Origin of the sequence: Gloeothece verrucosa PCC 7822, assembly GCF_000147335.1 — a bacterium.
Lineage (GTDB): Bacteria > Cyanobacteriota > Cyanobacteriia > Cyanobacteriales > Microcystaceae > Gloeothece > Gloeothece verrucosa.
This window is the reverse complement of sequence record NC_014533.1, coordinates 731841-749175: the sequence shown is the minus strand read 5'-3', so window position 1 is coordinate 749175 and position 17335 is coordinate 731841. Positions and strand designations below refer to the sequence as shown.

17 protein-coding genes and 1 pseudogene are annotated in these 17335 nt (G+C 39.1%); 8 read left to right on the top strand and 10 right to left on the bottom strand.

The window, feature by feature from the left end:
- Positions 1–8: 8 nt before the first annotated feature.
- From CYAN7822_RS29705 to CYAN7822_RS29695, 3 genes are all read right to left on the bottom strand, one after another.
- Complete coding sequence (locus CYAN7822_RS29705; RefSeq protein WP_013334666.1) at positions 9–977, bottom strand: sensor histidine kinase; 969 nt, start codon at positions 975–977, stop codon at positions 9–11.
- A gap of 132 nt (positions 978–1109) precedes the next feature.
- Complete coding sequence (locus tag CYAN7822_RS29700) at positions 1110–2987, bottom strand: type IV secretory system conjugative DNA transfer family protein (protein WP_013334665.1); 1878 nt, start codon at positions 2985–2987, stop codon at positions 1110–1112.
- A 245-nt stretch (positions 2988–3232) separates the two neighbouring features.
- Positions 3233–3433 (bottom strand): hypothetical protein, encoded by a 201-nt coding sequence (locus CYAN7822_RS29695; RefSeq protein ID WP_013334664.1) that lies wholly within the window; start codon positions 3431–3433, stop codon positions 3233–3235.
- Between the two features lie 107 nt (positions 3434–3540).
- Here CYAN7822_RS29695 and CYAN7822_RS34970 point away from each other — a divergent pair, with 107 nt between their 5' ends.
- Together CYAN7822_RS34970 and CYAN7822_RS29690 are read left to right on the top strand one after the other, a co-directional pair.
- Positions 3541–4008: a 3'-5' exonuclease family protein gene (locus tag CYAN7822_RS34970; protein WP_049802751.1), complete on the top strand. Its 468-nt coding sequence runs from the start codon at positions 3541–3543 to the stop codon at positions 4006–4008.
- Positions 4005–5399, top strand: coding sequence for a DNA polymerase (locus CYAN7822_RS29690; protein WP_049802749.1), 1395 nt, complete (start codon positions 4005–4007; stop codon positions 5397–5399). Before CYAN7822_RS34970 ends, CYAN7822_RS29690 begins: the two co-directional genes overlap by 4 nt.
- 3 nt (positions 5400–5402) lie before the next feature.
- On the opposite strand, the gene CYAN7822_RS29685 is transcribed toward CYAN7822_RS29690, so the two are convergent.
- Positions 5403–5750 carry a hypothetical protein gene (locus tag CYAN7822_RS29685; protein WP_013334663.1) on the bottom strand — a complete coding sequence of 116 codons (348 nt, stop codon included), beginning with the start codon at positions 5748–5750 and terminating at the stop codon, positions 5403–5405.
- A 49-nt stretch (positions 5751–5799) separates the two neighbouring features.
- On the bottom strand, positions 5800–9063 hold the full coding sequence (locus tag CYAN7822_RS39800) for a DUF3987 domain-containing protein (protein WP_013334662.1): 3264 nt from the start codon (positions 9061–9063) through the stop codon (positions 5800–5802).
- Positions 9064–10343: 1280 nt separating this feature from the next.
- Here CYAN7822_RS39800 and CYAN7822_RS29670 point away from each other — a divergent pair.
- The gene (locus CYAN7822_RS29670) at positions 10344–10772 is read left to right on the top strand and encodes a MarR family winged helix-turn-helix transcriptional regulator (protein WP_013334660.1); all 429 of its coding nucleotides are present in this window, start codon (positions 10344–10346) and stop codon (positions 10770–10772) included.
- Positions 10773–10825: 53 nt separating this feature from the next.
- On the top strand, positions 10826–12091 hold the full coding sequence (locus CYAN7822_RS29665; RefSeq protein ID WP_013334659.1) for a glycosyltransferase: 1266 nt from the start codon (positions 10826–10828) through the stop codon (positions 12089–12091).
- Between the two features lie 58 nt (positions 12092–12149).
- Here the strand turns inward: CYAN7822_RS29665 and CYAN7822_RS29660 are convergent, their stop codons facing one another.
- Together CYAN7822_RS29660 and CYAN7822_RS36315 are read right to left on the bottom strand one after the other, a co-directional pair.
- Positions 12150–12521 (bottom strand): hypothetical protein, encoded by a 372-nt coding sequence (locus CYAN7822_RS29660; RefSeq protein WP_041934101.1) that lies wholly within the window; start codon positions 12519–12521, stop codon positions 12150–12152.
- On the bottom strand, positions 12478–12762 hold the full coding sequence (locus CYAN7822_RS36315) for a type I-MYXAN CRISPR-associated protein Cas6/Cmx6 (protein WP_071881451.1): 285 nt from the start codon (positions 12760–12762) through the stop codon (positions 12478–12480). Before CYAN7822_RS36315 ends, CYAN7822_RS29660 begins: the two co-directional genes overlap by 44 nt.
- On the opposite strand from CYAN7822_RS36315, the pseudogene CYAN7822_RS38160 reads away from it, so the two are divergent.
- The 3 genes and pseudogenes from CYAN7822_RS38160 to CYAN7822_RS29645 all read left to right on the top strand — a co-directional run.
- Positions 12752–12847 (top strand): annotated as a pseudogene (locus CYAN7822_RS38160) (IS5/IS1182 family transposase); the annotation flags it as partial. The gene CYAN7822_RS36315 and the pseudogene CYAN7822_RS38160 overlap by 11 nt on opposite strands.
- A 412-nt stretch (positions 12848–13259) precedes the next feature.
- Positions 13260–13715, top strand: coding sequence for a LamG domain-containing protein (locus CYAN7822_RS29650; RefSeq protein ID WP_013334658.1), 456 nt, complete (start codon positions 13260–13262; stop codon positions 13713–13715).
- A gap of 82 nt (positions 13716–13797) precedes the next feature.
- Complete coding sequence (locus CYAN7822_RS29645) at positions 13798–14958, top strand: IS4 family transposase (protein WP_013334657.1); 1161 nt, start codon at positions 13798–13800, stop codon at positions 14956–14958.
- 17 nt (positions 14959–14975) lie between these two features.
- On the opposite strand, the gene CYAN7822_RS40590 is transcribed toward CYAN7822_RS29645, so the two are convergent.
- The 3 genes from CYAN7822_RS40590 to CYAN7822_RS29635 all read right to left on the bottom strand — a co-directional run bounded on the left by CYAN7822_RS40590 (position 14976) and on the right by CYAN7822_RS29635 (position 16133).
- Entirely contained in the window at positions 14976–15353 is a 378-nt protein-coding gene (locus CYAN7822_RS40590) for a transposase family protein (RefSeq protein WP_071881450.1), read from the bottom strand.
- A complete protein-coding gene (locus CYAN7822_RS29640) occupies positions 15251–15742 on the bottom strand; it encodes an IS5/IS1182 family transposase (RefSeq protein WP_063820755.1) in 492 nt (163 codons plus the stop codon). The genes CYAN7822_RS40590 and CYAN7822_RS29640 overlap by 103 nt, the downstream gene beginning before the upstream one ends.
- 166 nt (positions 15743–15908) lie before the next feature.
- On the bottom strand, positions 15909–16133 hold the full coding sequence (locus CYAN7822_RS29635; protein WP_013334656.1) for a hypothetical protein: 225 nt from the start codon (positions 16131–16133) through the stop codon (positions 15909–15911).
- Positions 16134–16374: 241 nt separating this feature from the next.
- Between CYAN7822_RS29635 and CYAN7822_RS34960 the strand changes: the two genes are divergently transcribed.
- Positions 16375–17112, top strand: a complete 738-nt coding sequence (locus CYAN7822_RS34960) for a DUF4253 domain-containing protein (RefSeq protein ID WP_013334655.1) — start codon at positions 16375–16377, stop codon at positions 17110–17112.
- Positions 17113–17335 lie beyond the last annotated feature (223 nt).

Sequence of the window (17335 nt, the reverse complement as noted above, 5' to 3'; positions counted from 1 at the left end):
GTTCTATTTCAGCCAATATTTTCTGTATAATTCGGCAATAAATCGACTATTAAATCTAGACGAAACTGGTCAACCAAGGTTAATAAAATTTGAGATGTTTGGTTATTAAAAGGCATAATTCGAGTTTTTATATAGCTTTTTAACAAGCAAAAATCTCCGCGACTTGCCATCTTTTTTAGATTAATCACGATGTCCCTATTAAGAGTTGATAATCCTTCTTCGAGTCCTAATTCATAACAACAAAAGAGTCTATTTTCCAGTTTCATGGGCAGACAAACCTCAAAAACGCTTCCCACCCCAGGACTACTTTTGACATCGAGTCTTCCCCCCATCTTTTCACACAAGGTTTTACTAATTGCCAGTCCAATGCCTACCCCACCACTCCCCCATGTCGCTTGGTAAAACGCTTCAAAGATTTGCTCAGATTCGCTTGCACTCATCCCGATACCCGTATCCACCACGCGAAACGTAACGAGTGCTGTTTGTCCATCTTGTGCAAACACATTAACCTGTAAGCGAATCCAGCCCTTTTCCGTAAATTTAATCGCATTATTCAGTAAATTCCCCAAAACTTGCTCAAGTTTTACCACATCACCTCTCACTTGAGGCAGTTCTGAAACTTCTAGAAAAAAACCTAATCCTTTTTTCTGGGCTAAAGGTTCATAAATATCCCTCAAAGATTGTAAAAAATCGCCTAAATCAATCCGAGATAATCTTAATTTTTCTTGCTCTTCTTTTGAGCGAAGAATAGATAAGATTTCATCCGTTAACCCCATTAAAAAATCTGATGAACGTTCAATTCCTTTCAAATACTGCTGCTGTTTAGAATCTAAGCGAGTCGCTCCCAACATTTCAATATAGCCAGTAATAATCGTTAAAGGGTTCCGCAACTCATGAGAAATATTGAGCAAAACTTGGTTCTGTTGGCATAATTTATCCTCTTGTGCTAAATGATTTTCACTCTTGGAACTAACCATAACCTACTCCTCCTTCACCCTTATTGGTCGCGCTTGTTTATTTTTTTTACTTTTAATTATTCATTTTTTTATCTTGTTCTAATTTACCTTTATTAAATCTTTAAAATTATAAAATAAAGATAAAGATTCGGCTTAAGCCGCCAAACGACTCAAATCAATGGGAAGTTTTTTTAACGTTTGAGCAACAATCTTTTTCATTTGCTCTTTATAGTCTGAATTATTCTTATCCACCACCCCATCAGCAAGTTCACCCGGCATCGGCAGCATACGGAACGCTTCCTCAATTCGTTTGGTAATTTCAAGATGCAAATTCTCTTCATCCAATTCTTGTAATTTAGCCCAATTAAAAGCCCTTTGCTCTAATTGGGGTCGAATCACGCTATCCCATAACGCCTCAGACTCACTCGCTCGCTTAAACTCACGCTGTTCAATCGGAATTTTTAACTTATAGGGAAAAAGTGCTTCTTTACCCGACCCGTAAGCCGGAGAAGTAATTACACATTCGCCTTGGGGAAACCTTAAAATTTCATCCGGTGAGAGTAACGGTTTTTTATGAATCTGTTCACTCCAATTAGTAGAACGACTCGTTTGAGAACCGCCATAAGAATTGCCGGTACTGCGAGAACGGATAACCACCTCGGTTTCTCCATACCGTTTCGAATATTGTTCAGCCGTGTTGTAATCCCCTGGATAAAATAAAACATGAGTAGAAAGGGCAGAAGCAATCGCTTTTCCTTGCCGCTCACCATAAGTATCGTAAAGTTGCTCTAGAGATTGAATACCGAGGACGGGTACACCGCCATTAGAACGGTACTCATTGACATAGTTAACGGTGCGTGGCAACCGACCGATAGAAGGAAACTCATCAAGGAAATAACAAAAAGGATTAGTGCGTTTTTGCGAGAGATTAGAAACAATACATAAATGGAGTGCTGCGGCGATTAACGGTGCTAAAACCGTGCGACGTTCATCATCCAACTGAAAGAAGAGAATTTGCTTTTCTTTAAGCTTAATAGGAATCGTACTCTTACCGATAAACGCCCGTAGTAAATCACGTTGAATAAAGGCACTATAAACCATCTCTGCGGTGGCCTTGATTCCCGCGACCGTTTTCTCTGCATCTTTGGAACTCATCAACTGAGAAAACGAGGGAGCAATCCAAGGATTCATTTTTAAAGGATGTTTATCGGGGCGGTAAATGGAATGATAGATGCGTTCCACAAAATTCGGCAACTGAATAAAAGCATAAACTTGAGCTAAATCACGGTAGTTACTCGCCTTGGCCAATTGCACTAACCCTCGTGCCAACATTTCCCCGGCAGTTTCAAAAAATTCATTGCCTTTGCTCTCGCCAGTGCGGCTACTACTGGTAAAAATTTTGCCGATTTCCCCGGCCATCGTCGTGTCTTCGGGTCCTGTGACAAAATCCAGGGGATTAATAACTCCACTGTAACTGTACCCAGGCGCGAAAACTTCTACACTATAACCATAACGGGTGGCTAAAGCCGCATGAAGCCGCACCTGATCTCCCTTTTTATCATAGACTAGGATACTATGCCCCTGGCGCATCGCCGATTCAATCGCCCGGTCAATCACGGAAGCGGTTTTTCCCGAACCCGGCGCACCAATCACTAAAATTCCCCGTTCAGCGTGAGGAAACCATACCGTAGGCGATGAACCTAACAGGGTTTGGATGAAGGCACTCAATCCTTTTAATTTACCCCCTAACCAATATTTTGGTGTTCCCGCCCATAATGTCACGGGTTGACACTTTTTTTCCTCTATTTGTTTGAGGGCAGTTGCCGTAGCACGACAGAGTTCTTTTCGTCCACAAAAGCGTCCTGATGTCAGTTTAGCCGAAGAGCCGCCTAATTTGGTCAACAATAACGATACCACCAGTAAACCGAGCATTAATGCTCCTTCTGGCGTTGCATATTTGCCCAATAAACGCCCGAAATCAATGGAAACAATCGAGGGATTATGAGGAACGGACTCAACCTGAGAACTCACAAGGGACTTCTCCTCTAAAAACTTTAATTCAAAAGAACTTTTTGTCATCTTTTTTTGGGGAAGCTAACGCTTCAGTTTTATCGCTATTTAAAAATCAGTTACGATGAAAAATAACAGTCAGACGATCCAATTTGACCCTGAACTCAACAGTGAAGAGTTCAACGAAACAAGAAGACCTAATTTGCCCTATGGCATCATTAAAAATTCTCAGCAATGGCACTTTTGTTGGAAGAACTAGCCTTTTTCTAGCCCGCATCTGGTTCTAATTGCTCCTGTTGTTCTCTTTGTTGTTGTTGCAAACGTTCTAATTCCTGTAAATGAGCGAGTTGAGGATTGGGATTTTCGAGAGAATCTGAATAAGGGTTGTCGCCTAAGTTCGACAAATCATAAACATTTTCTCGATATCCATCCTCATAATTTCCACCTGAACGTAAGGGATTAGACATTTACGTTTTTCTCCTAGCGTTTAATTCAATTGGCATTTTAAGTCAAAGTTCCCTTGTCGTAATTCCCCCTGTTCGGTGATTAAGTTCACCCTTTTTGGTTAAAATTTATGCCCAATAATTATGACTTTTATAGCTGGCAGGAAACTCTAGCTATACTCCCTAAAAAATCTCCTTTAACCCACCCTCCTGATTTATTTAAGACGGATTACATTTATATTGATCAGATTGAACAGCTACCGGAAATTATTCCTTATCTACAAGCATCAGCCATTGGTATTGATTGTGAAACAAGCGGCTTAGATCCTTTAAAGGATGAAATTAGATTACTACAACTGGCTATACCCGATTATCCCGTCCTAATTATTGATCAGATTGCCCTTAATGAAGAAAAAGAATATATTCAAAAAATTTTTACAAGTTCTTCTTTGAAAATTGGACATAATCTTAAGTTTGAACTACAATTTTTAACAAGACTCGGATTTAAACTATCTCCTCCTTTTTTTGATACCATGCTGGGTTATCAAGTTTTAATTGCCGGCTTAAAAAAAAATCTAGTCTTTCTTCTATCGCTTTGAGCTTACTCAATATTAAATTAGATAAGTCTCTCCAAACCAGTAATTGGAACAAAAAAACCTTATCTGCCCAACAATTACAATATGCTGCGACGGATGCTGCTATTGTTTTACCGCTTCATGAAACCTTAATATTTTTATTAGAAAAAGCTAACTTATTTTCGACAGCCCTTGACGAATTTAATTGTCTTCAGTTCGTTGCTCAGATGGAATTAAATGGGTTGAAATTGGATTTAGAACAATGGCATTCGCTGGGAATCGAATTACAGCAGCAACAAACCTTATTAAGCGAAACTATTTCTCTTCAATTGGAGTTAGAACCGAAACCGGTACAATTATCTCTTCTTGAAGAGTACGCGCCTCAACAGACAACCAGCATTAACTTACGTTCGCCCCAACAAGTGATCGCCGCTTTAAAAAAAATTGGCATTTCTGTTAACTCAACCGATGCGAGCGAACTGATTCTAAGAGCCGAAAAACATCCTATCATACGGAATCTTCTTGATTATCGTAGCATCACGACTTTAATGAGTACCTTTATTGAGGGATTCCCTAAATACATCCATGCAATTAGCGGGCGGGTTCATGGGCATTGGTTTCAAATGGGCACAAAGTCAGGACGCTTTAGTTGTCATCGAGCTAATTTAACGAATATTCCTAAAGATACGCGGTTTCGTCGCTGTTTTGTGGCAACAGAAGGAAACGTTCTCATTAAAGCAGATTATAGTCAAATTGAATTGCGGCTTATGGCTAAAGCGAGTGGGGACCTTTTGATGCAGTTAGCTTATCAAAAGGGGGAAGATCTCCATAAGTTAACCGCCGCGCAATTGTTTAACAAACCTGTGGCTCAAATCACCGATTCGGAACGTTATCTAGGTAAAATTGTTAATTTCGGGTTTATTTATGGCATGGGAGTGAAGAAATTTTTAGTTTGTACGGCATTCAACTATGGGATTTATTTATCTGCGGCTGAGGCTTCCCGGTTCCGTAAAACTTTCTTTAAAACTTACACGGGTATTGCTGCTTATCATAAAAAGAAACGAAAAAGATGGCAGCAAGGTACAAGGGTTAGCCGAACCCTTGATGGACGCAGGCGTATCTGGAGCTTAACTTCTGGTCCAACGCTTAATGAACTACTCAACAACCCCATTCAAGGCACAAACGCGGGTATCCTTAAACGAGCCATCGCGCTTTTAGGCGGAAATTTACTCGAAGTTTATCCGTCAATCCTTTTAGTGGCTGTTATTCATGATGAAATTGTCCTAGAATGCCCTAGGGATTTAGCTCAGAATGCGGCTAAAATTTTGGTTCGATGTATGAAACAGGCGGCAAAACCTGTTTTATCCCCGATTCCTGTTCAGGTTGACGTGAAAATTTGTAAACATTGGTCATAAGGATTATCCCGGCTGTTGGCGGGGTGAAAATATATCCAGTTGTTCCGTCTGAACTATTTCGGGGATTTCTTGGGAACGCATGGATAAACGGTTTGATGGCACTCGATTAGCTACAGCCGCGTTATTGCCATCTGTGATGAGCGGCTTTAGGTGGACGATGGCTACCTCATAGCGTTTGTTTGACTCGTATTCGGTTACTTTCGCCACCAGTTTGTTGACAAACCAATTAATGACCACTTTTACCCCGTTATGAAGGCAAGTCTGTCCCGTCTTCCAATCGACGTTGGCTACATTCGCGGTATTGGCGGCTTGCGTGTCTAGATTTTCTTTGACAGCAGTCTGTAAAACCATTATCCATTCTGACCATGAGATGTGAGCTATATAAGCGGCTCTTGTAGTTTTAAGAATAAGCCGTTTGTAGCCAATTCTTTTCAATAAGCAACGTTTCAGCAGTTTGGGCAAAACTGCCCCAGATGGGAAGAACGACTGAACTTGTGTTAGAAGATGAACTATTTTTAATGGGAGCGACTATTTCATTCAATTCAGGAGGCAAGCGGCAGGAGGCAGGAGGTTTGATATACTCGCTTGTGTCTTCTCCCCTCTGCCCTCTGCCGTCTTTGGTAAATGATGGTCTATCCCTGTCATCAGAACCCTTATCAATGGGGCTACCCCCATTTCCATTTCTCCCTGGCTTTGTGGATTTATCCATCCCATCTAGCAAAGATTTGATAGATAATGCTATCCCACGTTTCCACTTGACTAGGGTGGCTTTACCCATTGCGGCGAGATCTTTAAACAATTTCTCGATGTCTTTGGCCTTTAACCCCTTAAAAATGGGCACACGAGCCGCTAAAACGCGCCGGGTGGTCAGGACTTCTTCTATTCCCTCCAACCGTGCCGCTATTTTTTGGATAGTCCGATAAAGGGGGGCTAATCCCTCTTCAGAGCGGGGTGAACTCTTTCCCCAAGTGCGGATGATGGCAATTTGAGAAATGAAGAATTTTTTAATCTTAATCGCTTTTAAGACAGCGATCGCTGGAATGATAGGGGCCACGGGTACGCCTTTTAACAAACAGTTGATCCAATGCAATAAGAGCGCAATCCGCATTACCTCTCCAGAAGCCTTAGAATAGACTGCCCGCATCCCGCTCTCCAAGCAAGACCATCGGGCATCTTCCATTTCATTGACAAATTTTTCTAGGTACTTTAATCGTTCGGAGTCAAATCGGCATTGGATGGAGGGGGCAAACAAGGCCTTTTTGTAGAGGTTATAGAAAAGATCATCGAGGCAAACTGAGGGTTGGTTCAATCGAGTATGGACTTTTTTTTCAATTCCAAACACAAAATTACACCTTGCCCATTGTCCGTCCGGATCGCTGAGATCTCCCATCTGTCCCAAGATTATGTCGGGTTGATAGCCGCCAAAGGTACTAACGGCTGATTGGGACACTTCTCGCCGCTCCGACTTGAGGGCCCGAGAGATAGGCCCATTATCATAAAGGTTATTAAGAAACTGGCGATCATCTCCCTTGCCTTGACGGTACATGTTCTGTGCCCGTTGTAAGGATACCATCTCTTCTTGGTAAATTAAAAATCCATTGGGATTGTCAACATGATTGGCGACGATTCCTTCTCGTGAATATTCACTAATGACCAAGAGCGCATCCGTAGTGGTAATATAGTCAGATTCTGTGGGTTTTGCTGGGCGATAATCTCGATGTTGTCGATTCCAATTGTTTAACGCTTCTTCATACTCGCTTTTTTGCTTCTTATGTTGTTCCATCATCTCCTTTTGTAATCGATAAAGCGGAGAGATTAAAATTTTTGAGACAATGGATTTCCCTTCCCCGGATTCCCCAACAATAGCCAGATTTAGGGTCCCTTTGACTTTTCCTAGCACTGGAGCCATCACTTCTCCTTTAACGCCTATTACTCCTGCGGTTACCGGCAGAATTCCTAAAAAATACTGGGGTTGAATTTTTTTGTTAACTTGACAGGCGTATTTAAAAGCTGATGCCACATCAGGACAATCATAAAAAATATCGTCGAATGGCAAATATTCAAAGCTCTCGTGTTCTTCAAGTTGTTCTAATTCGGCTTTTCTCTCTGATAAGTAATCTTGCTCATGCCTAGCGTCGATTAGCTTGTTGGCGATCGCTCGAATTTCTGAAGGGTTGTAATTATCGTAACTTTTTGCCAACTCGACTAGGGCTAAATCTTGGGTGGCATCATCGAAGTTTTGAGCGAGTATCTCTTCGATTAATTGCGCTAAAGTGGGTTCCCCTTGATTAACTGTATGCTCATCGACAAAATTGCGCTCCGAAGATGAAGGAGCAATATTTTTGCTACCGTTACTATAAACACGATGATTATTTTCAAACGGGCTACGCCATCCATCACTTTTGGCTAAATGCGCTAAAGTTCCCAAACTAACGCCACCACCCGAAGAAAAGGATTTCCATTTTTTCTCACATTCACCCGGTTTGTATTTGCTTGACGAGCGGCTCCAATTATCCCACTCTTTTAACAGGGAGTCATCGACACTGTGTAAAGCCATCCCGACGGTTAACCAATCATCATAATCATCGGCGCGGAAGGGGGAAAGGGCATTTAAATAGGATAGTGCCCAATCAACGTTACTCCAAAAGTTATGATGTCCGTTATTATTGGTTAACCGTTTTTGAGGCGTTGATTGAGGAGTTATGGTTTCTTTTAATTGGCTTTTACCGAGTAACTGTAAGAAATTGAATATATTTCCTCCTATTCCACAGTCATGACAGGTGAACATTTTTTTATCGGGATATACCATTAAATTAGGCGCTTTGCTTTCATGAACGGGACAATGCCCGACATAATTTTTTCCTCGTTCGTATAAGGGAATATATTCTCCTATGACGGATAGAAGATCTACTTTTTTATGTAGTCGTTCTATGATGCTCCCGTCAATCTTAGTTCCTGTGGAATCTACTTTTAAAGGAATATCATATTTATGCAGCAGAGGCAGGATTTGTCCCTCTAGGCGGCTCATATTAATTAACATCTGGGATATAACCCAAGGGGGTGCGATCGCTATAGGCACTTCTCCTAATGCCGCTCCCTCAATCCAATGATAAACCCCTGTGACTGGATGGATCGAAGGGGGCAGCACTGACTGCATATTGGCAAAGCGAAATTCTAGCTGTTCGGGTTTGTCATCATCTCCTGTCTGAGCGGTTTTGAGCTTTTTGGTTCGGATAAGATCCTTATAGAAGGAAGGAACTAAAAATAGGTATTGGCAACGCCCTGGCCTTCCAGAGGTAAAGGCAACGGTTGGCGGAACGCCTTTACCATTACCCAGTTGGTCGATGATGGCGATCGCACTCTCTCCATCCTGGTCTAATGCCATTAAATAATAGCTTATTCCCTCCACCGTAACGGGCAGTCCGGTGATCACGCCAAAGCCGCCAAGCTGTAACTTTTTGATTTCTCCTTTGATGGGGACTTCCACCCCCCCATTTTGTAAGGCTTCAATTAATTGAGCGGCTTTATAAGGTCGATTTTGCCAATTGTCCCCAAGCGGCTGTTTGTGAGTGCCGATCGGTACTAACGGTAAATCGATACCGGAAGCGATGATTTGTTGTAGTCCGGCGATTAAACGATTATTGAGATTATTCGTGGCAACCATTTTTTTCTCCTGTAAAAATAATGTTTGTCGAGAGGTTGCTGAAAATACCCTGTTCAATGATGAAGTGACTAACTTATCATGGAGTTGATTTGTATTCTTTGAGGCTGGTGTAGCCTCGTTGTGACCAAGCCGTGGAAGTCACTTCACGCTTGCGCTTTGGGGTTCTCCAGCTTTTTTGTGACCTAAAAATTGAACAATTAACCTCTATACGGCTATTTTGTGACAATAGTCGTTTTTTACGGCTCCAAAAGGAGGATAGGCTCTTGTTTTTCGGCAAAAACAAGCATAGATTGACCTATCGGTCACTTGAAACGGGATCAAGTACCTGCTAGAATGAAGTCAAATGTTAAATTTTCTAGTTTTTGTTATTGCATAAACTACCTCCTTTCTTAATCTGTGAAGGGAGAACGAACAAAAACCCATTCCGAGTTGCGATCGCCGTTTAGTTTTCCAGACGTTTACGGCGCTCTCGATTTTTAGGGGGGTTTAAGGAAGTTCTCGGTAACTGCATAAGGCATGACTGTTTAATATCTGTCATCTTACTATGAAATTGCTGTAGGAGGGTAATGTTTTTAAATTTAATACCGAGTGAGATGGGAGCAGGTATTGGGGGCGAGTGCCTCCATTCTCTTTTGTGAGCTTGATCTTGATTGTTTGAGAGCATCGGCTATCCAAAAACTTTTTCAGGATTTTTTAAGAATTTTTTTTAAGAGGAGAAAGTCTCTTTGAGTCTAGCTATCAGAGATTATTCAGGTAACAGAGCGAGTTCTTAAAGATCAGATACTGTGATTACTCACCCGGACGTTTGGTTAGGAGTTTTACACTCTTTCATTAACCTATGGCGGCTATGTCCTCGAATTAAAAACTTTAAAAAAATTTTGCGCTTCTAGGAGTATTTGTCGCTTAAGAAAATTTTTTTTCTTCTTAAGAAAGTCAAATTTAACTCTCTGACTAATGTGATTAAATGCTTAAACTCCTTTAGCAACAAATTTTACTGAATTGGTTATCCTGTTAACTATAACATAGATTTTTCTTAGCTTTTATTCTTTCTTAAGGAGGATACTTTGACATTTTCTTGAGTTAAAATTTTTAGCTAAACCTAAATTTTTAACTCAAAAATTACTATATATTAATAAACTATTTAATCCGATATTGGCGTAACTGTAATTAACTTTTTTTTTTATATCGACAGTATAACGATAAATATTGGGATTTTTGAGTGGGCAAAAAATTAATCCTCCTATACAGTTAGTTAGGTTGACTAACTATAGAAGAGAACGATGGAAAAAATCTTACTTGAATTTGTAAACACACTGGATTCATTATTCAAAAAGCTACAAGAAGAAGCCGGAAGCCGCTCTGGGGTTTTAGGGCTAACTATCAGTCAATTTCAATATATCGATGCCATCTATCAACTTGGGGAACCGACGATCACCGAAATTGCAACTTATTTGGGAATAACCAAAGCTTCAGTCACAGCAGGGATTAACAATCTGAGCAAAAGGGGATATATTACGAAAACGCAGTCGCCCCAAGATAAACGGGTTTTTCGTGTCAGTTTGACCCAAACCGGTATGCGGCTAATTAACGCCAAATATCAAGCCCTAAAAGAGTATGGAGAGTTTATCAGTGCCGCGCTAACCCAAGAGGAAGCTCGACAATTCCAGTCCATCATTACCAAGTTAGTCAAAGTATTTAAACAGACCTAGCCTTTTGCTCTTATAATTAGTTAGGCTAACTAATTATATAGCAGCAAGGCTTAATGTTGATCACAATGCTAACCGCCGGCACAAGAGGAGATGTGCAACCTTATATCGCTTTGGGGGTCGCCCTGCAAGCGGCGGGTCACTACACCGTCAGGATTGCCGCATCTCTTAGCTTTGAAAACTTAGTTACAGAATATGGATTAGACTTTTACCCACTTCCGGGGGACTTATCCCAAATCGCCCTTGATAGCCGCGTCAGAAAAGCGATGCAAGCGGATAACCCCCTCAAGATAATAATGAGTTTTAATCGCCTAAAATCTCTGGTTTTTGACTTACAGAAGGATTTTTATCGGGCTTGTCAGGGGTCGGACGCGATCATTTATCATCCCGGTGCAGCCATCGGCTATTTTATTGCTGCGGCTTTTAATATTCCCAGTATCCTTGCCTCACCCTTTCCCATGACACCGACAGGGGACTATCCTGCACTGATATTTTATAATTTCCCTCGAGGAGGCAAAAGCTTGAATCGCCTAACCCATCACATCTTTGAGCAGATTATGTGGGGAATGTCGAGGTCCCATATCAAGGCATTTTGGCAACAGGAATTCGGGATGGCCCCCCCCCATTTTGCCAATCCCTTTAAAAAACAACAGACCCTACAGCATCCGACGATAGTGTCTTGTAGTAATTATATTTTTCCCAAACCCCAAGACTGGCCAGAACAGGTACACAATACAGGCTATTGGTTTTTAGATAAAGCCGACCATTGGCAACCACCACGCGAATTACAAGATTTTCTGCAAAACGGACCGGCTCCTGTCTATGTTGGTTTTGGCAGTTTGGGAGACCCCACTCAATCCGAGCAAACAACACAATTAGTCATTGATGCGCTTTCTCGCTCTCGGCAACGCGGCATTTTAGCCACAGGATGGAATGGTATGACAAGACTAGCGAGTATCCCCGAAAACGTATTTATGCTCGATAGTGTGCCCCATGCTTGGTTATTTCCTCAAATGTCTGCCGTTGTTCATCATGGCGGTGCGGGAACAACGGCGGCGGCGTTAAGGGCTGGTGTACCGAGTGTTGTCATTCCCCATGCCAACGACCAATTCGCTTGGGGCAGTCGGGTTTATTCTCTCGGCGTGGGGGCAGTTCCTATTCCCCGAAAAAAACTAACGGCCGAAAAACTATCTACAGCTATTACATCTGTCTTAAGGGCAGAAGTAAGAGAGGCAGCAAAAGCTTTGGGGGAAAAGATCCTTTTCGAACATGGTGCTTCTAGGGCGGCTAAAATTATCATTCATTGTCTACAGCAGTGGTGAGACTATCCCACAGATGTAGACTCATAATAAAGTCGTATAACTATGCCTACTAAAGATCTTATTTTTCCGTTACGTTAAATAAAAAGTAAAAAAATAAAGTTGTATAATTTGAGTGGGCAGTAACATCTATTGATACTTGTGGATTAGGTTTACCCTTCAATAATAAGTAAAATTGCTCAGGAATTAAGAGTTCTATCAGTAAATTCAGTAATAAATAAGGCGGAGTTTTATATAAGTTGATTCCTGAAACTTTGTATTGGTCGAAAATTGTAGTAACAAACTGGTTATGTTGCAATAAGGTGGCGGTAAGCGCTTGATGTAAGTTAATTGTATTAATTAATGGCATAGTTTGAGGATCTAATCCTGTGAGTAATATTAATCCTCTTTTATCTACTTGAAATGCTTGTTGTAATAAAGGCTTGAGGTTCATCAAATCCGCGAATGATAGCGAGACGGGAATAGAGATGATGAGGGGTGATAAATTGAGATTCTGGTAAGCCAAGGCGGATTTTATGCTTATTAAGGGTGAGGGTTTTTCCTGCGAGTCGGTAGATGAGGGGAACTTGATTGATGGGCAGACGGAGACAGAAGCAAGAGTCTTCGGTGAGGTGGAGGAGTTGGGGAAATTCGGGTTTACCAGAGATGGGATGAATGCTGAGTCGTCTGAGCAAAGACTACGAAAAGTTGCCTCAAATGAGTGAAGCGGCTATTTATGCAGTTATGACAAGAATTATGTTACGCCGCCTTGTTTCTTAAGATTGACTTTATAGATAGCCTCTTAAGCCGTTAATAAAAATTAACAGAAAAATTGAACAATCAAGAGCAAAATAAGTATAATTGCATATAGATAAAAAAAAATCAATTCTCTACTCTTGGAATTAAAAAAGAATCCTTAATCTTAATTCAACCAACTTGGGGATTTTGTTGTTCAATTTTTCAAATAATTGAGGAGTTATTACTTATAGATTTTATCAACATTAACTCATGAACATTCGGAGATATATGTAGATAGGGATTAAACCCTATTAGACGAACTGAGCTAGTTACAGCAATTAAAACCACCCTAACCACAAATGATAACTCCTCTCAAATAAATGAAGATTGTCACTGAATACTTTATTTAATAAGTAACCAACAGTAGTGTTGTGGTTTCTTAGGGAGTTGGGTTATGATGATTTCTAATAATATTGATTCAAACCAAGAGATAGCTACTTTAGTCTCTTCTGAAAGTTCAAGCAATACTGAACAAGATTTTGCACTAGCTTTTGATGGGGTAGATGATTATGTTTCTATTCCTCATAGTTCTAATTTGAGTCTTAATAATTTTACCGTTGAAGCTTGGATTAATCCTAACCAAATTAAAGGAGATTGGCAGCCGCTTATTACAAAAGAAGCGAGTAACGGCACAGCGAGAAATTATGGATTATTTATTGTTCCTAATGAAATGAGGATTCATTTCGTATTTTTAGATATTTATGGAGTCTGGCGATATGACTATAGTGTTAAGTCTTTGCAATTAAATCAGTGGAATCATATTGCGATGACCTATGATGGTAATAAATTTAATTTTTATTTGAATGGAGTTTTAGACAAAAGCCTTAATTTCTGGCGGGGTGACAACTAAGACTGAAACCCTTATAGCTTGCGTATTTGCAGACTTTTTGCTAAAAATAATAGACCCCCTATTCTCAAGAAGGTCTAGCTTAATGATAAAAAATAATCTTTTACCTTTATTTTATACTGAACACTTAAAAACCCAACTTAAACGTAGTGAATTTTTAATTTGTTCAGTTTTACTGACACTTTTACAATCTCATAGGTGGGTAAGAATTGAGGAATTAGCAACTCAGTTTCCACAAAAGATTTTATTTGAAAGTAGAAGAAAAAAAATTCAACGTTTTTTATCACTTTCTCACTTAAATCTAGAAACTATTTGGTTTCCTTTATTTAATAAATGGTTAACTCGCTCATTTTCCCTTGATGAAGTATTATATGTTGCCATTGACCGCACGAGTTGGGGAAAAATTAATTTGTTAATGATTAGTTTAATTTATGACCGAAGAGCAATTCCTATTTATTGGGAAATTCTTCCCAAAAAAGGCAATACTAATTACCTTAAACAAAAAAGTGCTATAGAGAAAGTTTTAGCTTTGTTAAAAAACTATAAAAAAGTTATTTTAGGAGACCGGGAATTTTGTTCAGTTGACCTAGCTAAGTGGCTTAGAAGCCAGTCTCAGACTTATTTTTGCTTAAGATTAAAAAAGAATGAATATATAGAAATAGAATCAGACTTATGGATTCAATTAAAAGATATGGGTGTAGTACCAGGAGTATCTATTTATCTAAAGGGAGTAAAAGTTACTAAAACAAAAAAATTAAAAAATGCTTATATTGTGGCAAGATGGAAACGTAAATATCGAGGCTGGTCAGCCGAGGAAGCTTGGTTTATTTTAACAAATTTAGATGATTTGGATGTAGCTTTAAAAGCTTATGCAAAAAGATTTGGTATTGAAGAAATGTTTCGAGACTTTAAAAGTGGAGGGTATAATTTAGAGGAAACAGGGGTTCAAGGAAAGCGATTAAGTTGCTTAATCTTATTAATTGCTTTAGCTTATAGTAGTGCCATTATCTCAGGGGAAAACATGAAGAAAAAAGGAAAAGTTAAATATATTTGTCGTCAAAAGGAGCCAAGAAGAACTCAACGTCGCCATAGTAGTTTTTATATTGGTTTACATGGCAAAGGATGGATAGAATGTTTAGATGATTTCCGGGAAATAACGCAACAATTAATGGCACTTAGCCCCCATAAAAAACCTTATTATCAGCGAGGCCAGAATGCTATAAAGCTTATCAGAAGTACATTGTAATATTTGTTGTCACCCCGTCAGAAATGCCTGATAATATGTTCAACAATAATTCTTTTTGAAGCCTGTTGACGATTTTCTTGTTTTTGCTGGCGGCTTAATTGGCTTTTTTGGGGTTTTTTATGAGGTAGTAAGCTATTTTGATGAAGCTTATTTATACCTTGATAACCTTTATCAGCTAAAACCTGTATTTCTTTATTTATAGGTATTTTACCGGCTTTAAATATATAAAAATCATGCCGGATTCCTTTTCCATAATCTGTAGCTATAATCTGTCCGGTATCTTTATTAATAATTAACTGTGCTTTAAGAGTATGGCATCGTTGTTTCCCGCTATAAAAGCTTTTTTGTTGTCTTGAGTGCGTCTTACATCTGGAGGAAACCTCCAGATTACGCACTCGCTTTTTTTAGGGCGTTCGATTTCTACTTCAGTTACATCAACAACAACTATTTCTACAGCCGCTTCTATTTTTTGTAGCTCACGTTGACTAGGCAAACGAAATTTCTCTGATTTTATTAAAATATTTTCTATTTTTTTTACGAGCCGGGAAGCGGTAGACTCATGGATTCCCCAATCTTGAGCTATATGGAAAAACGTTCTGTACTCGCGCCAATATTGTAAAGTTAATAAAATTTGGTCAGGAATTAAAAGTTTAGATGGGCTACCTTTCCTACCTAAAGAGGCTTTCGCTACCTCTCTAATCATAACTTGAAATGTTTCTTTTGACACACCGTATAATCGTTTAAATTGTGATGAAGGCAGTTGTACAGCTTTTTTATAGCGCATAGGCGGTTGAATAAACTTTTAGCTTTATACCTATTTGTTTAGCTTAAAATGTGTATTTACGCAAGAGGTCTATTGAGATTACAGGTTACACCGGTGACTTAACTAATTTAGCTATTATTTAGCTACAGTCTGAACTTCTTTGACTATTTGAACAATATAAAGTTTTTTAAACTTTGTCGGACTTTTCTAGAGCTAACTCCCAAGAAATTTCCGCGACAAGTCTCTTAAATTCAGCTTTGGTCAACCAATATCTGCTATAAATATCAGCTCTCAATAGCACTTGAGCAAAAACCGATTTTTGTTGTAAACAGTCCTTGATCGCCATTCTGGCTTCTTGATGACGTTCAGCTTTCAACTGAGCTATTTTTTGTTGCCGAGTTAATTTGTCCATAATCAAAAAACAACAATTAACTTAGACTTGACAATTATAACAATACCGAATTACAGTCTACCATTAGTTCTTTAAAAAGTTGTGCCCGTTGACATTGTATATGATGGAGAGCAAGAAAGTAAATAACTCGCTTTTTAATTCGCGATTCAATATAGCGAATTATGTTTTACTTTTACAAAAATGGGATGCTCCCATAAATAAAGGTTAATTTAATTATAATTTTAAGAGAAATATAACGATTATGTCACTTTCCCTAGATGAAAAGAAAATTGCTTTGCAACTCAATTTTCAGGAAGAAGTTTTGTTGATGCTCAAAGAAAATACTCAAGCACAACTACACAAAGTAACAATAGAAAAAGCCATCCCTGAGAATGAACGCAGTAATTTTTATTTGGATGAACAGGCTTTTCCAGGGCGAATTATTTTCAAACAAAAAATCACAGAATACCAAGATTATGTTCTTAAGTTTATTGTTGAAGGGGTTAGTGCTATTGGCCATCTATCTAAAATTAGAGAGCTAATTGCTGAGTTTCAATCTGCATTACTACTAGAAGGGTATTTATTATTTGCTACTGAGTATAAACAGACCGAAAATCAAGGTAAAGCTATTTTAATCAAAAGCTACAATTCCTATGATATTTTAACAATTCAGCTTACTAATGGAGCTAATTATAATATTACAAATCATGATATTGTTCATCTTTTAGAGCAATGGGCTAAGTTTTGCGCTTTTCAAATCATTGGTGCTGATTTTGATTGGCTGGAGTTGCAATTTCAAACGCTTCCCGATAACCTTAATGCCTTTGCTCAAGAAATTTATGAGTTTTGTCCAAATATTCTCACTCAAGGATATATCGGTGAATCTTTAAGTGAGGATGCAAGTATAGAAGATTGGGAAGAAGCATTGGATAACCAAACTATTGAAGATTTAGCAGAATTTTTGCAAAAGACAAAAACTCTTTTTCTTTGGTGGGATTGAAATATAAAACTTCTCAAGAAGTTTTTAAAATTTCGCAACCTTTGCTTTGACTGCTATATATGAAATCCATGTTAAGTACCTGGACATAAATAAAGCTTTCTGTATTAAGAAATGTAAAACTCTCCTAACTCTTACCCATTGCCCTTTCCCCGCAACCCCATTGCCCAATCTCACAGTTAACTTTAATTTTGTCCACCTACTTAGTCCCCCTTTAGGATTTTAG

Coding starts and splice junctions, on each gene's coding strand:
- CYAN7822_RS29660 (WP_041934101.1), bottom strand. CDS start 12,521: ATGAACCTCAAGCCTTTATTACAACAAGCATTTCAAGTAGATAAAAGA.
- CYAN7822_RS39800 (WP_013334662.1), bottom strand. CDS start 9,063: ATGGTTGCCACGAATAATCTCAATAATCGTTTAATCGCCGGACTACAA.
- CYAN7822_RS29650 (WP_013334658.1), top strand. CDS start 13,260: ATGATGATTTCTAATAATATTGATTCAAACCAAGAGATAGCTACTTTA.
- CYAN7822_RS29640 (WP_063820755.1), bottom strand. CDS start 15,742: ATGCGCTATAAAAAAGCTGTACAACTGCCTTCATCACAATTTAAACGA.
- CYAN7822_RS29645 (WP_013334657.1), top strand. CDS start 13,798: ATGATAAAAAATAATCTTTTACCTTTATTTTATACTGAACACTTAAAA.
- CYAN7822_RS29670 (WP_013334660.1), top strand. CDS start 10,344: ATGGAAAAAATCTTACTTGAATTTGTAAACACACTGGATTCATTATTC.
- CYAN7822_RS29695 (WP_013334664.1), bottom strand. CDS start 3,433: ATGTCTAATCCCTTACGTTCAGGTGGAAATTATGAGGATGGATATCGA.
- CYAN7822_RS29635 (WP_013334656.1), bottom strand. CDS start 16,133: ATGGACAAATTAACTCGGCAACAAAAAATAGCTCAGTTGAAAGCTGAA.
- CYAN7822_RS29665 (WP_013334659.1), top strand. CDS start 10,826: ATGTTGATCACAATGCTAACCGCCGGCACAAGAGGAGATGTGCAACCT.
- CYAN7822_RS34960 (WP_013334655.1), top strand. CDS start 16,375: ATGTCACTTTCCCTAGATGAAAAGAAAATTGCTTTGCAACTCAATTTT.
- CYAN7822_RS29705 (WP_013334666.1), bottom strand. CDS start 977: ATGGTTAGTTCCAAGAGTGAAAATCATTTAGCACAAGAGGATAAATTA.
- CYAN7822_RS29685 (WP_013334663.1), bottom strand. CDS start 5,750: ATGGTTTTACAGACTGCTGTCAAAGAAAATCTAGACACGCAAGCCGCC.
- CYAN7822_RS34970 (WP_049802751.1), top strand. CDS start 3,541: ATGCCCAATAATTATGACTTTTATAGCTGGCAGGAAACTCTAGCTATA.